This window comes from Terriglobia bacterium, from assembly GCA_020072645.1.
Taxonomy (GTDB): Bacteria; Acidobacteriota; Terriglobia; order Terriglobales; family Acidobacteriaceae; genus Angelobacter.
In genome coordinates, this window is the sequence record JAIQGK010000012.1 from 147343 (window position 1) to 161951 (window position 14609).

At 55.3% G+C, this 14609-nt stretch carries 13 protein-coding genes and 1 pseudogene; 6 read left to right on the forward strand and 8 right to left on the reverse strand.

The features are described 5' to 3' along the window. Positions 1-30: 30 nt before the first annotated feature. The 3 genes from LAO76_17050 to coaD form a co-directional block, all read right to left on the reverse strand. Positions 31-1053: a class I mannose-6-phosphate isomerase gene (locus tag LAO76_17050; GenBank protein MBZ5492632.1), complete on the reverse strand. Its 1023-nt coding sequence runs from the start codon at positions 1051-1053 to the stop codon at positions 31-33. A gap of 219 nt (positions 1054-1272) precedes the next feature. Next, positions 1273-2466, reverse strand: a complete 1194-nt coding sequence (locus tag LAO76_17055; GenBank protein ID MBZ5492633.1) for a pyridoxal phosphate-dependent aminotransferase — start codon at positions 2464-2466, stop codon at positions 1273-1275. A 12-nt stretch (positions 2467-2478) separates the two neighbouring features. Continuing rightward, a complete protein-coding gene (gene coaD, locus LAO76_17060) occupies positions 2479-2979 on the reverse strand; it encodes a pantetheine-phosphate adenylyltransferase (GenBank protein MBZ5492634.1) in 501 nt (166 codons plus the stop codon). Between the two features lie 307 nt (positions 2980-3286). On the opposite strand from coaD, the gene LAO76_17065 reads away from it, so the two are divergent. The 3 genes from LAO76_17065 to LAO76_17075 all read left to right on the forward strand — a co-directional run bounded on the left by LAO76_17065 (position 3287) and on the right by LAO76_17075 (position 6233). Next, on the forward strand, positions 3287-3793 hold the full coding sequence (locus LAO76_17065; protein ID MBZ5492635.1) for a methyltransferase domain-containing protein: 507 nt from the start codon (positions 3287-3289) through the stop codon (positions 3791-3793). Positions 3794-4261: 468 nt separating this feature from the next. Further along, positions 4262-4627 (forward strand): DUF971 domain-containing protein, encoded by a 366-nt coding sequence (locus tag LAO76_17070; protein MBZ5492636.1) that lies wholly within the window; start codon positions 4262-4264, stop codon positions 4625-4627. Between the two features lie 391 nt (positions 4628-5018). Further along, the gene (locus LAO76_17075) at positions 5019-6233 is read left to right on the forward strand and encodes a heparan-alpha-glucosaminide N-acetyltransferase domain-containing protein (protein ID MBZ5492637.1); all 1215 of its coding nucleotides are present in this window, start codon (positions 5019-5021) and stop codon (positions 6231-6233) included. A gap of 46 nt (positions 6234-6279) precedes the next feature. Here the strand turns inward: LAO76_17075 and LAO76_17080 are convergent, their stop codons facing one another. Then, the gene (locus tag LAO76_17080; GenBank protein MBZ5492638.1) at positions 6280-6678 is read right to left on the reverse strand and encodes a hypothetical protein; all 399 of its coding nucleotides are present in this window, start codon (positions 6676-6678) and stop codon (positions 6280-6282) included. Positions 6679-7102: 424 nt separating this feature from the next. Between LAO76_17080 and LAO76_17085 the strand changes: the two genes are divergently transcribed. After that, a complete protein-coding gene (locus LAO76_17085; protein ID MBZ5492639.1) occupies positions 7103-7681 on the forward strand; it encodes a CHRD domain-containing protein in 579 nt (192 codons plus the stop codon). An 88-nt stretch (positions 7682-7769) separates the two neighbouring features. Here the strand turns inward: LAO76_17085 and LAO76_17090 are convergent, their stop codons facing one another. Further along, on the reverse strand, positions 7770-8234 hold the full coding sequence (locus LAO76_17090; GenBank protein MBZ5492640.1) for a hypothetical protein: 465 nt from the start codon (positions 8232-8234) through the stop codon (positions 7770-7772). Positions 8235-8351: 117 nt separating this feature from the next. On the opposite strand from LAO76_17090, the gene LAO76_17095 reads away from it, so the two are divergent. Continuing rightward, the gene (locus tag LAO76_17095; protein MBZ5492641.1) at positions 8352-9290 is read left to right on the forward strand and encodes a hypothetical protein; all 939 of its coding nucleotides are present in this window, start codon (positions 8352-8354) and stop codon (positions 9288-9290) included. Here the strand turns inward: LAO76_17095 and LAO76_17100 are convergent, their stop codons facing one another. After that, positions 9291-10283: a polysaccharide deacetylase family protein gene (locus LAO76_17100; protein ID MBZ5492642.1), complete on the reverse strand. Its 993-nt coding sequence runs from the start codon at positions 10281-10283 to the stop codon at positions 9291-9293. It abuts the gene before it with no gap. 549 nt (positions 10284-10832) lie between these two features. Here LAO76_17100 and LAO76_17105 point away from each other — a divergent pair. Then, positions 10833-12098, forward strand: coding sequence for a Glu/Leu/Phe/Val dehydrogenase (locus LAO76_17105; GenBank protein ID MBZ5492643.1), 1266 nt, complete (start codon positions 10833-10835; stop codon positions 12096-12098). A gap of 200 nt (positions 12099-12298) precedes the next feature. Here the strand turns inward: LAO76_17105 and LAO76_17110 are convergent. Together LAO76_17110 and LAO76_17115 are read right to left on the reverse strand one after the other, a co-directional pair. Further along, positions 12299-12379 (reverse strand): annotated as a pseudogene (locus tag LAO76_17110) (histone). Positions 12380-12755: 376 nt separating this feature from the next. After that, complete coding sequence (locus LAO76_17115; protein MBZ5492644.1) at positions 12756-14330, reverse strand: transglycosylase SLT domain-containing protein; 1575 nt, start codon at positions 14328-14330, stop codon at positions 12756-12758. Positions 14331-14609 lie beyond the last annotated feature (279 nt).

The window sequence follows — 14609 nt, forward strand, 5'->3', positions numbered from 1 at the left end:
CAAACGTGTCGCTTAATGTTGCCTGTTCGTTCAACGCTGAAGCGTTGAGAAACTCTTCTCTAATAATACAGTCGCCGGTTGTTCAACTTTTTCCACTGGAAGCGACGCGCACAGAAATTCCAGTTCCCACTGCGGCTTCAGCAGGAATCTTTCCGTTGAGGCAGGGACCACCACGGCTTCTCCGCTGGTAAAGGTTACCGGAGCCGCGCCTTCGCTTTCGACCACGCCGCATCCACGAGTCGCCACCAGACACCACAAGCTCTTTTGGGCGTGACGCGGGCGTCTGAACTCCCAAGGTCGCTTCATCTTGAAATGGTCAACGATAAAACAGGGCGAGGTCACAAGATTGACCTGCTCTTTTCCCTGCTCGATTTGCCGCTCGCCTGCAACTGCCTTACCCGCGTGCGTCTGTTCCTTGGTTGCGAGCAAACCGTCTTCAATATGCAATTCCCGTGGACGGCCATAATCATAGAGCCGGTATGTGGTGTCAGAATTCTGTTGTGTTTCCACAATGACCGCGCCACCCCCAATGGCATGAACGGTGCCAGCATCCACGTAGATCATGTCGCCTTCATGGACATCAATCCAGTTCAGCAACTGCTCCATACGGTGTTCACGAATTGCAGCTTCGACTTCGGATTTTCTGGTTCCCGGTTTTAATCCCAGCCCAATCTGGGCTCCACGGTCCGCCCGTAACACATACCAGCATTCAGTTTTGCCGCAGGGCTGGCCGACCCTGGCAGCTCCCTCATCGTCAGGGTGTACCTGCACGGAAAGCTTTTCTGTGGGAAAGAGAAATTTGATCAACAGCGGAAAGCGGCTTGCATCCCTGACGGCATCGCCTAGAAACTGTTTGCCAAATTCTTGCGCCACATCGGCCAGAGTGCGACCGGCAAGCGGGCCGTTGCGGACGGTGCACTTGTCCCCGGTCAACCATGCCTCGCCGATGGGATCGCCTGTAACTTCACGGGCATAAAAGGGCTTAAGGTCTCGGGTACCCCAGACGCGCTCATGAAACTGCGGTTGCAACAATAATGGGTAAAGATCGGGCATGCGAGTTTTTGGGCCGTGGCGCGATGGGACCTAGAAAATCTTAGACTCGTAAAACAGGCTGGGCGTTGTCCAGCAGCTTGGGTCGTTGACCCAAGCTGCTGAGTATCAGCGTCTAGCGGTTCGCTTTGCGAATCGCGGGCCTTTAGGCAGACGTTCATTGCGTTAGCAATGAAGGCAATTCTCAGACGTCTGGTTATCTAAACTGAACCTGAGACCCGCCTAAAGCTTGCCGAACCACTCCTGCATGCGTTCCAGGCCGCGCTCAATTTCCGTGGGTGCGGTCGCGTATGACAGGCGAATATGCTCGCGCGTTCCAAAGGCCTCGCCCGGCACTGTAACCACGTGGGCCTCATGCAGCAGGCGCTTGGCGACATCGGCAGCCGAATTGATTCCGGATTTGCCAAAATAGGCTGAGACGTTGGGATAAACGTAAAACGCCCCTTCCGGCTTTACGCAGGTCACGTCCGGAATCAAGCTCAGATGGCCCAGGGTAAGGTCGCGCAGCTGGACGTAATCTTTCTTCATTTTCTCAACGCAATCCTGCGGGCCGGTAACGGCGGCCAGGCCAGCCATCTGGACCATGTGAGCCGTGCTTGAAGTGCTCTGGCTCTGCAGCTTGGTCATGGCGTTGATGATTGGCGCTGGAGCCATTGCATATCCCAGCCGCCAGCCGGTCATGGCATAAGTCTTGGAAAGCGAGCCCACGATCACCAGGTGCTGCTTCACGTCGGTGGCGGAACCGGCAGAGAACCGCTGCGGCGTGAAATTAAGGTAAACATAGCATTCATCGGCAATGACATAGATACCGCGCTTGTGCGCGAGCCTCAGAATTGCGGAGAAATCGGCAGGAGCAAGCACCGCTCCGCTGGGGTTGTTGGGCGTATTGATGATGATGGCGCGCGTCCGCGGCGTGATCTGGCGCTCAATCATCTCCGGTGTCAGCCGGAAATTTTCAGCTTCATCGGTCCCGACAAAAACGCATTTGCCGCCTGCATACTCAATAATGTCTTTGAATGAAACCCAGTAAGGGACAGGGACAATCACTTCGTCGCCGTGGTCCACCAGCACCTGCAGCGCATTGAACAGGGCAAGCTTTCCTCCGGTGGAAACCATGCATTCACTGGGCTGGTACATGGAACCAAAATCCGCGGCGTGGCGGCGGACAATCGCAGTGCGCAACTCCTGTATTCCAGCAACAGCGGTGTAACGCGTGCAGTTGTTATTGATCGCGGCAATGGCCGCATCCTTGATGTGCTGCGGCGTGGGGAAATGGGGCTCGCCTGCGCCAAACTCCACCAGATCGGCCCCACCTGCTTTAAGCTGTGCCGCTTCGGCAACCACCGCCATGGTGGCGGAAATTTCAATGCGGTTAATGCGGTCACTGAATTGTTTTAGTGCTGGAAGCGTCGCCATTTTCTACCTCTTTTAAATTGTGGCTGCGGTGCCATGGAATTTTTCCCGCAGCCGTTGTTCCACCAGTTCCGGTACCAGCCCACGCACGGAACCGCCAAGGCGAAAAATTTCTTTGACCAGCCGCGAGCTCAGATAGGAATAAGCTTCCGCGGGCATCATAAACACGGTTTCCAGTTGCGGCTGCAGCTTGCGGTTCATCAGCGCCATCTGCAGCTCATATTCGTAGTCGCTAATGGCGCGGATGCCGCGTAGCACCGCCTTGGCTTTCTTCTGCATGGCGTAATCCACCAGCAGCCCTTCAAAGGCTTCCACGCGAACGTTGTCGTAGTGCTTGACCATCTCTTGCAGCATCTCTAGCCGTTCCTCCAGGGTAAACAGCGGGTCTTTTTCAGAGTTGCGCAGGATGGAGACGATCAATTCATCAAAAATTTTGCTGCCGCGTTCAATCAGGTCAAGATGACCGTTGGTGAGCGGATCAAATGAGCCGGGATAGATGGCGCGGACCAAATTCAATTAAGTTCCTGGTTGTGGCTGACACCTGATTTTATTCCGGAAATCAATCACCGGCAATGTGGGAATTTATCCCATTTTGGGAGGGCAGAAAACTGCAAGCTGCTGAACAGGCAAGGGTTTGCCGAAGAATAATCCATCACAGTACCTCCCTGCTCTTACGCTTTACATCTCAGAGATAAGGCGAGTATGGTTAACTCGCAGCCAGAGCCCCTCTTTTTTGAAGGACTTAATCATCAGCATGCTATCCAAGCCTTCTCGTAGTGAAGAAACGCTGTTATTTGCGAAAAACTTTCTCCAGCATCCCAGAATGCTGGGCTCATTGATTCCCAGCTCCCGATTTCTGATTGACCGCCTGCTCAGCCGGGTGGACTGGAAGCGCGCCAAAACCATTGTGGAATACGGCCCCGGCGTCGGTACGATCACCGCCCATATTCTTTCCCGGATGTCTGCCGATGCCCGCCTCGTCGTTTTTGAGATGAATGAAGACTTCGTCAACTATCTTGCGCGAGCGTTTCCCGATCCCCGGCTGCATGTGGTCCACGGCTCGGCAGAGACCGTCCAGAGAGAGCTGGACCGGTTGAAACTGGATGGCGCCGACTACATCATCTCCGGAATCCCCTTTACCACCATGCCCGTGGAATTGCGGGAAAAGATCATGCGTGAATCGCGTGAAGCGCTCAACCCCGGCGGCGCAGCGCTGGTCTATCAATTCACTCGCGCCGTTCTGCCCTACCTGAAGAGCCATTTTCGCCAGATCGATCAGGATTTCGAGCCCCGCAACATTCTGCCGGCGCGGTTGTTTTATTGCACGTAAGCGACTGGCTGCGGTTTCCGATCTCCCTGAGCTTTTTCCGTCAGATCATCCCGGCGTTTCCTCCGTGCTCCGCAGCCGTGGAAGGTTTTGTCTTTCCGATTACAGCCGTCACGCGCAATGTCGCGATTCCGGCGATTTTTGCCCCTCCCCCCGGCATTTTGCAACTTTTATTGCAAACAAAGGTGCTTATGCCATTCGACCCTCGCGTGGCCCCTGCGTGACGCTTGGGCGACGCTTGGGCCACCCTTGGGCCACCCAATCCCAAACCCAATCGGCAGAGGGTCGCAGGACGAAACTCTTTTGGGGTTTGGCTTGGCTAAGTGCTAATTGCCAAATGCTAATTGCTCGGTTTTCAAAGATCCCCGCGCATAGAGCCGCCCTCCTGAGAAAGCGGTGCAATATTTTACTATTTGTTCGCCCTTATGTCAAAGCTAATTTGGCGCGGAGCTTCTGTATATACTTGTCTATATGGCCGTGATCAATCCCAAGTCTGTCAAAGTCAACGTCACCACAGGTACGGGAATGGATATCGAGTGGGACGACGGCCATCGGACACACTTTGGCTTCCAGTGGCTGCGCGACGCATGCCCATGCGCCACCTGCACGGAAGAACGCAACAATCACCATCGCAATCCCGGCGAGCCCGCCAAACAATCTGCGGCGTTGTTGCCCATGTATAAAGAACCCGCCAAGCCCAAAGAAGTAAAGCCGGTGGGTAAATACGCGCTGAACATCGCATGGAATGACGGCCACTCCAGCGGCATATATTCCTGGGACTACCTGCGCGAAATCTGCCAGTGCGAAGAATGCCGCGCCAAGGCGGTTAATTCTTAAAACTCCAAGCATCTGCGCGAAGGCATTTTCTGCCTGCGACTAAAGGTCGGCCAAGAGCGATCCTTTTTCTACTTGTGCCATGCCGCATCAAGGCGTCCTCTCATGACCCTCGCTTTTGATTTTCAATCTGCCAATCGCTCATCGGCGACCATCTGCGCTGATCTGCTGCGAGTGCTCTCGCTCCTTGCCATAAAGTTCCGCGGTACATGCACACTCGACTGTTTACTTTCACTCTGGCTAAACGCAAGATTACACTGAGCGAAGCGAGCAAACATGGCGATCCGCAAGTTAAAGTCAGGGCAATCACAAACCGCACTGGCTGGCCGCTAACAATCGATATATAAGGAGAGTTGCGCACGCAACGCCGGGCCGCGAAAGCGGCCCCAAATAGATGGCAACCTCTACTGACACCACGTTCACCCCAAAAACAACCAGCGCCACGCCTTCGTCCGCCGGGTGGCAGCGGCTTGAATCTCTGGATGTCTTTCGCGGGCTCACCATCGCGGGAATGATCCTGGTGAACAATCCCGGCGCAACCTCTTACTGGCCGCTTGATCACGCCGACGAACTGATGACCGCGCACCCCTCGGGCTGGTATCCGGGGAAGTCGTGGGTGGACGCGAACGGATGGACACCTACCGACCTGATTTTTCCTTTCTTCCTGTTTATCGTCGGGACGTCGATGGTGCTCTCATTTGCAGCGCGGCGAGCGCGCGGCGATTCGCGACAGTCGCTCATGAAGCACGCTGCCCGACGGAGCGCGCTGATCCTGCTCATCGGTTACGCTATCCGCATCCTGCCCTATGTCGATTTTTCTCACATGCGCTACCCCGGAGTCCTGCAGCGGATTGCCGTGGTGTATCTGTTCGCGTCAGTGATTACTCTGTGGACGTCAACCCGAGGCCGCATCCTCTGGATTGCCGGACTGCTCGCTGGCTACTATGCGCTGATGCGCTTCGTTCCGGTGCCGGGATGCGATCCCGCAGCGTGGATGACGCAACATTGCAGTCTTGCCGGATTCATTGACCGCAAGCTAATGCTCGGCCATCTTTACCGCCGCGACTTCGATCCTGAAGGCCTGCTGAGCACCCTTCCCGCAATCGCAACCACGCTGCTGGGCACGCTGGCTGGAGAATTTCTGCGCGGCGCATCAAGCTTCTCATATAAACTGCGTGGCCTCGTCATCGCCGGAATCGTCGGCGTAGCCGCTGGTTACGCGTGGCATCCGTTGTTCCCCATCTCCAAACCGCTGTGGACGAGTTCCTACGTGCTCTTTACCGCCGGGGCCGCATGCCTTCTGCTGGCGCTCTGCTGGTCGCTCATCGAGATGCGCGGCTGGCATACGTGGGCCAAACCATTTCTCTGGCTGGGATCAAACGCCATTGTGGCTTACGCGCTCTCAACCTTCGTCGGCAAACTTTGGTCAATCATCAAAGTGCGTGACGGAAGCCACATGATCGAACTTCAAGCCTGGATCTACAACCATTGCTTCGCGCCGCTGGTGCAGGAGAAGAATGCGTCGCTGGCCTTCGCCCTCTGTTATGTGGCGCTGTGGACGCTGGTGGCCTGGGCCCTGTACCGGAAGAAGATTTTTATCAAGGTTTAAGCGTACAAAGGCGCAGAGACGGAATCACAATAGATCCGGTGGCGCATCACTCAGCAGTTTCTCGTTTGGCTTTTTCCTTCCGCACGAAATATAAGTACGCGCCGACGCTTAGAAAATTGATCAACACTGCGACCACGTTCCATGCAATTACGGGTCGCGACGCAATCAGCAGGCCGTAATATACCCAGAAGATCTGAAAGACGCCCATAATTGCCGCCATCCTTGGGTGCATGCCAGCGCTTGATCGGCGCTTGAGCATGGCAAGCAAATCCGGCAGAGCGGCGAAAGTAGTTCCAAAACCCGCCACAAAGCCAAAGATCTCTGATCGTTGAAACCTGGGCATAAGCAGGCTACGCGTATCGTGTGGAATCAAATCCTGACAGCTACCAAGCCTGAGCAGGACCAGGAACAGAACCGCGAGCGTCAGTCCGTTGAATCGTCCCATACGCGCCTCCACAAATGAGTGGGCGAGCATTCCATCATAGCCGAGGTTACTTCCGGCTCTAATGATGGCGTGAATGAAGCAACTCAGGTTTAGGGGTTACGCATAGGCCTAGTACCGGAAGAAAATTTTTGTGAAGGTTTAAGTCTGGTATTGCTTCGAATCGGGCTGTCCATCAATTTCTCCGGGCAAGACCTCTTTTTTTTAGCGTTCTCCTGCGCAAAGTGCTCATCAATCCGCTCAAGCCCCTTGGACCTTCCCGAGTTCCCGTTTTGAATTTATTAAAGAATTTTCATCATTCCTAAAAAGAACACAAAGTTGAAACAAGCTGCAAGCTTAATTTATAGTTTTGTGCTGGTTGCAAAGAACGTCGGGCCGGAACTCTACTGAGAGGCATTTGGCCCGCGTTGCAAGCAGGAGGAATCGCATGAAAGGTATGCTCAAGTTCCTGGCGACCGGTTTGGTTGTCGCAGTTTCCGCTTTGCCCGTTGCCGTTGCCGCACAGGCAATTCACGCGAACTGCGATGGCTATCAGGTCGTCTCGTCGCAATCCAGTCACGGAACCGCCGCCTTCCGGGCCAAGGTGGACCGCGTTAACAAGACCATTGAATACGAACTCAACTACAACAACCTGGAAGGCGACATTATCCAGTCGCATATCCACTTCAGCCGCCCCGGCAGCAACGGCGGCATCATTTTGTTTTTGTGCACCAATGCCGGGAACACTCCCGCTTCAGCCACGCCAGCCCCGCTCTGCCCTGGCACTCGCGAGGGGACAGTGACGGGAACACTGCACGCCGGCGATGTGGTGTACCTTCCCTTTGGCAATCAATTTCCACCACCACCCGCCGGGACCCAGGGCATTCCGCCGGGCGATTTTGACGATGTTGTGCGCGCTCTGGATGCAGGCGCAACTTACATTGTGGTGCACACCAAGGCGCAACCGACGGGCGAACTCCGCGGCCAGATTCCGCAGCATGGCGAACACGACGGAGACAGCCATTAAATCTGCCTGATCACCGGGCGACTTGGAAACCGTAAACTAAAACAGGCCGGGCTGTACCCGGCCTGTTGTGTCTTAACCGATGGAGGCTTTATTTTGCTGAGGAGTTCACATTGCGTACGAATGAGTATGGACTTTGCTCTGCTGGATCATCTGGCCATCCCTTGCCGGGCGCATTTGCCAGTCGTGAGAGTCTCGCGATATCAGTCTGACGGACCGAGTTTGTGACATCACAACGCGATGTGTCCAGGGTCTTGGCCTCGATGGCAGCCAGGTATTCAGCCACCGCCGCGGCTTCGATCAGGACCTTCCCTGATCCAGCCCAATGGCGATCTTCCCCATTCATCTTTACGCCGGAAACCCAGAATGATTCGCCCGTTTCCATATCGATGTAATTCCCTCCCGACTCGTCACGCCGCTGCCCTTTGAGCTTCATCAACCCTCGGCCATTGAAGTACAAGGTTCGGCCGCTCTTGGATTGCTGTACGTAGCCAATCCAGGCCGGACCATTATCGGCATAGCCGCTCTTCAACTCAATGTATCTGAGGATCTTCACACTTCAGAGTGTGGCACATCTTGGATTAAGTACGGAAACACTTTTTTATGAAGCTCCGCTTGGTGTGCCCCACTCCCCTGAATAGTGCGCAGGTATCTAGCCTGTTAGAGTTATGGCATGTTTCGCAGGTTATGCGTCGCGATCTGCCTTGTTATGTTGGCTCTTCCTCTTATAGCTGGCGAGAAGAGCAGAGACGAACAGCTTTCTGTTCTTTTTGTCCTGATCGATCAAGCTGACGAGATGGTCGTCTACACCGAAGGATTCAAGCGCGAATTTGCCATTTACCATTCATCGAGCCGTAAGGACTTTGAAGACCTAAAGTCTGCCATAACTCTCAAGCATAAGGGGGGCCCTTTTGTTTGTGCCTGCATGGACGGTCCCGAGATTGCCCTGTTGAAGAATAAAAAAGAAATCGCCTCGGTGTGGAATCATGAAGGAAGCGCGATAGGCAGCTCTGTTTGGAAAGGGGATTGGCAGAACAGCGATGCAAATCGCTGGCTACGCTGGTTCGACAACCGCGGCATGACGAGCGCGCGAAAATTTTTTAATGAGACGCAGGCCGACGCCAGAAGGACGATCGTTGACGAGAAGCGTTGGCTCAGGGCAATGCCCTCCAGCCTGAAACCTCTATGGTCAAACGCGGTGAGTCAGTACAACCCACCTGACAAATTCCCGGATCTGAAACCTCTTAACGCCGCACTGCTAAAGCAATACCCCAATGCGTATGATCGGATCCGTGCGCTCATGGCTTGGTTCGGCTCTGGTGCGGGACCATGGTCGGGGTTCCCGGGATATGAGCAGATTGCTGAAAAACTGCTGCGCCAGTATCCGACTGCGGAGTTGATTGGAGCGGCGGAGAGTAGAAATTTAAGTGATCAAGAACTCGAAGGCGCGGCACGAATCTTGGGCAACTGGACACCCGTTCCAGACGACACTCCCATCCCGGCTCAATTGCGCCAGAAGCTATTGGAACATTGTCTGAAGAGTAAAGATCAAGATAAGGTCGAGCGCGCTAGAAAAGCGTTTTCAACGCCCGATGCCTTCAACCCATCGTGATTAACGGCTCAACGCTGCAACCCTCGTCGGACGCATCACCGCCGCCTGCTGCTTCGCCGTCTCATCGCGTTTTGACTCAACCAGCTTCATGTACTCAGTCAGCGTAACGAAGCGATATCCCCGCGCTTTAAGATCGCTGATCAACCGCGGCATGATGGCGGCCGTGGTTGAAAGTTCATGGAACGCCAGAATGTGCGTGAACGTTCCTTTTCTCTCGCGCTGCTCTATCTGCTGTAAAACTGCGTCCGGCAGAGATGGCTTAGGACATCCCACAGCTTTGCCGGCGCAAAGATAGTCAAGCGAGTTCACGTCGCGCAGTGGCATGGGATTTTCTTGCGAAATGGTCAGCACGCGATACCCCTGTTTCTGTAGGTCGCGCCGCGCGTCATCGGTCAGGATCCAGTCTGGAGGACGGACGTACTTAGGCTGCGTGCCGGTAACGGCCTTGATGGCCTGCGCTCCGCGATCCACGTCATGCATGACCCACTGCTCGCCATTTTTCTTTTCTGCGCTGCTCAGTTCCAGGTGGCTGTAGGTGTGGTTTTCCAGCTCATGGCCGCGCCGGATCAAACGCTCCGCTGCGTCAAGGCAGCTAACGCCGATATCTTCTTCATGCCTGGGTTCTCCCCATGTCTTGGGAGTAAGCCGCCAGCCGACCACAAAAAACGTCGCCTTTACGCCATTCTGGTCGAGGATATCCACCAGGCCCGGACCGCGATTGCTCTCCTTGCTGCCGAACAGAACATAGGGCCGGGGGCCATCGTCAAACGTAAGCGCGATCAGCTTGTTACCGTGGAAAGCGGAAGTCGTGTCCGCGACTGGCCGGATCGTGGCCAAAGGCGTTTCTTTGGACATCACGCCACCGACGACCGTATGGGCGGCCGCAGTAGATGAGTTATTAATGCTGGCGCCGACACTGAGAGAATGCGTGCCGCTACATGCGCTGAGCACACTGAGAGCGGCAATTGATAACAAGAATCTGACGTAGCGCATCAAGATCACCCCGACCGGGCCGGGTTCATTCCCGGAAAACGGTCCAACTGCAAAGCTTTTGCGGGGAGACGGATGACACACGAAGCGGCACTTGGCAGATCGTTAGCTAATTTTTATCATGAGCAAGTTTTGCTGGTTAGAGTCCAAAGGTCTTTGACCAAGGTAATCATGCGCAAGGCTGGATTGCCGGAGCAGTAGGCGAGTATTGAAATAAGTCCAGCAAATCTCACCGCCGCTTGATGCGAAGAGATGATGCGACGGAACGGCGCTTCATCGGGCGAAAACGGCCGTTCATCCGCAAAGAGTGATCCAGGCGATCCCGAAGAAGCAATCCGCGGAAATGTTTTGATCGGGCAGATAACGCCTTTGATGCGCTACAGAGGCAAGACCAGAAAACCAGATATAATGGATAAGGACAATGAATACGCTGGGAAGCAGAGTCGCGATCCGTTGATGCGAGGATAGTGAAACGCAGCGCGAAGCCGGTTGTTGGATTTGCCAGCGCGCATCAAGCCCACATTTTTTCGCAATAATCCCTTTGGAGCCTAGATGAAAACAGTATCGCTTGAGCAGGAGCTGAATCCCTGGGAGGCACAGGCAGCTCGGTTTGATTTTGCCGCACAGAAACTTAACCTGGATGATGGATTGTGGAAGATCCTGCGCTATCCGCAGCGCGAAATTATTGTGCACATACCGGTGGCCATGGATAACGGCACGCTGGAAGTGTTTACCGGCTTTCGCGTGCAGCACTCTATTGCGCGCGGCCCCGCGAAGGGCGGCGTGAGGTATTCACCGGACGTTACGCTGGATGAAGTGCGCGCCCTGGCTAGCTGGATGACATGGAAATGCGCAGTCGTGAACATTCCTTTTGGCGGCGCCAAGGGCGGGATTATTGTTGATCCCAAGAAGATGAGCCAGTCAGAGCTGGAGAAGATGACTCGCCGTTATACCGCCGAGCTGATTGAGTTCCTGGGCCCGGAAAAAGATGTACCTGCCCCTGACGTCAACACCAACGAACAGACAATGGCGTGGATGATGGACACGTACTCCATGCACATGCGCCAGACTGTGACGGCGGTTGTTACTGGCAAACCAATCAACATCGGCGGATCACGTGGACGGCGTGAAGCCACAGGCCGCGGCGTGATGATCAATTGCGATGAAGCTCTCCGCAAATTTGAAATGAGCCGCGAATCCACGCGCGTGATCATTCAGGGCTTCGGCAACGTAGGCTCCAACGCGGCCAAGCTGATGCAGGACGCCGGTTATAAAATCGTTGGCATCGCTGAATACGATGGCGGCTTGTTCAATCGTACTGGCATCAACATTGATGCGCTGCTGCAGCATCGCGATCGCAACAAGACAATCGTCGGCTTCCCCGGCGCTGACGCCGCTGATCCCCGTGAGCTCCTGCTGGCCGACTGCGAAATCCTCATCCCCGCCGCCACTGAAAACGTTATCACCAGCCAGAACGCGGCAGGCATCAAGGCAAAGATTATCTGCGAAGGCGCAAACGGTCCCACTACGGCCGCCGCGGATGAAATCCTGGCCGACAAAAAAGTCTTCGTCATTCCAGACATTCTTGCCAACGCCGGCGGCGTTACTGCGTCGTATTTTGAGTGGGTGCAGGACCGTCAGGGATATTTCTGGAAGGAGTCCGCTGTGAATGAGCAGCTTGAGTTCATCCTGCGTGAGGCCTTTGAGGATGTGGTTCACTTCTCTGACACACATGGCGTCAACAATCGCATTGCGGCATACATGCTGGCCATTTCGCGGGTAGCTCACACTATCAAGCTGCGTGGTATTTACGCGTAAGAAATCCGCAAAGCAATCTGCATAGCAATGCTCAGCAAAAAAGGCCGCGATCCTCTCGCGGCCTTTCTCATTGACCTCAATTGTTCTTGCCGGACTTATTTCTTTTTCTTGGCCTTTTTCTTTGCGCCGCCTTTTTTCTTGGCAGCTTTTTTCGGGGCTTTCTTCCCCCGCGATCCGCCGCCGCCTTTTTTGCCGGCGCTCTTCTTCGCGCTCTTTTTCTTGGCCGCTTTCTTTTTTGCGGCAGGTTTTTTCTTGGCAGCTTTTTTCGCCGCTGGTTTTTTCTTTGCGCCGCCGCCACCGCCTCCGCCGCTTCTGCGGGCCGGAGCCGGAGCGCTTACTGGTGCTGGCGCTTCGCCGCCCATCGGCTCTTCAGCCCCGCCGCCGGTTTCGGCGCCAATGGATTCTTCTTCTTCTTCGTCATAATCCTCTTCGGTTGCGCTGCTGCCGTAGCCGCCGGCTTCGCCGTATTCATCGTCCATGTCGTCCTCATGTCTTGCCTTGAGGGTCTCATCGTAAAAGCTCATGTTTCCTCCAGAAAATTAGGGCTGGAAAGCGCACAGCAAAACAAAAAGTTAACAGGCGCGGATTATATCAAGCCCGAGGAATTGCTTGTCAACATTCGCACAGCAAATGTGGAATCTCTGGGATTTTTATTGCTTATTCGCTCTTGGCGTTGAGTGCGGTCTTCTCTTTGGCTGCGGCAGCGGCGCTCGATTTCGGCTTTGTCGTTGCGTGTGCCGTCTTTTTGCGCCGTCGCGCGGGCGTTTTATCGGCCTCGCCCGGCACCAGCGGCTTATATACGATCAACACCCGCCCATGGCGCAAGTCATTTCCTTTCAGTCGGTTCCAGCGTCTCAACCGATCCGGAGGAACGCCGAAATCCTCGGCCACCGTGAGCACTGTGTCACCCGTGTGCGTCTTGTAGTGTGAGGCATAGCGTGAGTAGACGATCTTGCCATTGGCCCCGGCACCATTCACCGGGATCACCAATTTGGCTTCCGCGGCCAGCGGCCCTGGCTGCAGGTTGTTGGCCTGTGCAATGGCCCGTTCCGTCGTGCGATATTTGCGCGCAACGCCCGCCAGCGTGTCTCCCGGCTGCACTTTGTAGTATCGCCACGCCACCCGCTTTTCTACCGGAATCGTCGCTATGGCGGCTTCGTATTTGTCTTTTGTCCCCAGCGGCAGCCGCAGCTCAAATGGCTGGTCCTTGGGCGTTGTGCGGCGCAGCAGGCTGGGGTTTAGATCGATCATCTGCTCTACCGGTACGTCCACGCATTCCGCCACCAGCCGCAGGTCCACCGGATAGTTGACCTTGACCACGTCATATTGCATGGGCGGGTCAGGCTGCACGGCGTCCAGCCCATATTGCGCTGGATTCTTTGACATGATGGTCATGGCCAGAATAATCGGGACGTAATTCTTGGTTTCCGCCGGCAGCACGTTGCGCTTGTAAAGCTCCCAGAAATCGGCATATCCCGTGCGCCGGACGGCCTGTTGCACATTCCCAGGCCCGGAGTTATACGCAGCCATGGCCAGGTACCAGTCGCCAAACTGGTTGTAGAGATCGTGCAGATGGCGTGCCGCGGCGCGCGTCGCTTTTTCCGGGTCCTGCCGATCATCCACCCACCAGCTCCGCCGCAGTCCGTAGCCGACGCCTCGGCTGGCCATAAACTGCCACATGCCGCGCGCCCGTGCGCGTGAAAGCGCCAGGGGTTTGAATCCGGATTCAGCCTGCGCCAGGTAAATCAGGTCCTGGGGCACGCCTTCTTCCTTGAAGATGCGCAGGATCATATCGCGATAACGCCCTGAGCGGACAAATGCTCCCTCAAATACACTGCGCCCATGTGTGGAAAAATAATTGATATAGCCCGCCACATACTCATTGATCATCAGCGGCAGGTCAGACTGCGTGGTCTTCAGGTCGGCTTCAGCTTTGGCCGTCACGCTGGCGTCAGCCGGAAACGTGACCTGGTTCGCTTCATCAATCGGGGCGGGTTCAGGCTGCTGTTCGGCAAAGCCATCGCCTTCTTTAAAGGCCACCATCTCCAGCTTGTTGATTTCCTCGGTAATCTTGTCGAATTCCGCCTGCAGCCGGTCGTCGGACTTTATGTCCACCGGCCCTTGCATCAGTATGTCCACGGCGTGGTTAAAGTCCTGCTTGGCTGCGTCCAGATGGCCGGCTTTATAGTCTTCCTGTCCTGCGGCCAGGGCTTTTTCCGCATCGGCAATCATGCCCGGGACCGGATCGGGTTTTTCCGGCTGTTGAGTCGGGACTGGCGTTTGTTCCAACGGAGTTTTCGATATAGAAACAGGCGTTGCTACCGTCTGCTGGATGCTGGGCGCTAGTGCCTGTGTAACCGGCTGCGCCGACTTCTTTGTGTCCTTGCTCTCGCACGCCACCAGCGAAATCAATCCAGCGGCGAGAACAATCATCTTTAAACGATTCAAGCAGCACTCCATGTCGGCACGCGCCTTGCCCCTCAATCATACATTCCTGTTAGACGGGCTCCA

Bases quoted from the DNA above. Each gene is read 5' to 3' on its own strand.
- LAO76_17100 (MBZ5492642.1), bottom strand. From the start codon at position 10,283: ATGCGCTACGTCAGATTCTTGTTATCAATTGCCGCTCTCAGTGTGCTC.
- LAO76_17065 (MBZ5492635.1), top strand. From the start codon at position 3,287: ATGCTGGGCTCATTGATTCCCAGCTCCCGATTTCTGATTGACCGCCTG.
- LAO76_17085 (MBZ5492639.1), top strand. From the start codon at position 7,103: ATGAAAGGTATGCTCAAGTTCCTGGCGACCGGTTTGGTTGTCGCAGTT.
- LAO76_17095 (MBZ5492641.1), top strand. From the start codon at position 8,352: ATGTTTCGCAGGTTATGCGTCGCGATCTGCCTTGTTATGTTGGCTCTT.
- LAO76_17070 (MBZ5492636.1), top strand. From the start codon at position 4,262: ATGGCCGTGATCAATCCCAAGTCTGTCAAAGTCAACGTCACCACAGGT.
- LAO76_17105 (MBZ5492643.1), top strand. From the start codon at position 10,833: ATGAAAACAGTATCGCTTGAGCAGGAGCTGAATCCCTGGGAGGCACAG.
- LAO76_17055 (MBZ5492633.1), bottom strand. From the start codon at position 2,466: ATGGCGACGCTTCCAGCACTAAAACAATTCAGTGACCGCATTAACCGC.
- LAO76_17115 (MBZ5492644.1), bottom strand. From the start codon at position 14,330: ATGATTGCCGATGCGGAAAAAGCCCTGGCCGCAGGACAGGAAGACTAT.
- LAO76_17050 (MBZ5492632.1), bottom strand. From the start codon at position 1,053: ATGCCCGATCTTTACCCATTATTGTTGCAACCGCAGTTTCATGAGCGC.
- LAO76_17080 (MBZ5492638.1), bottom strand. From the start codon at position 6,678: ATGGGACGATTCAACGGACTGACGCTCGCGGTTCTGTTCCTGGTCCTG.
- LAO76_17075 (MBZ5492637.1), top strand. From the start codon at position 5,019: ATGGCAACCTCTACTGACACCACGTTCACCCCAAAAACAACCAGCGCC.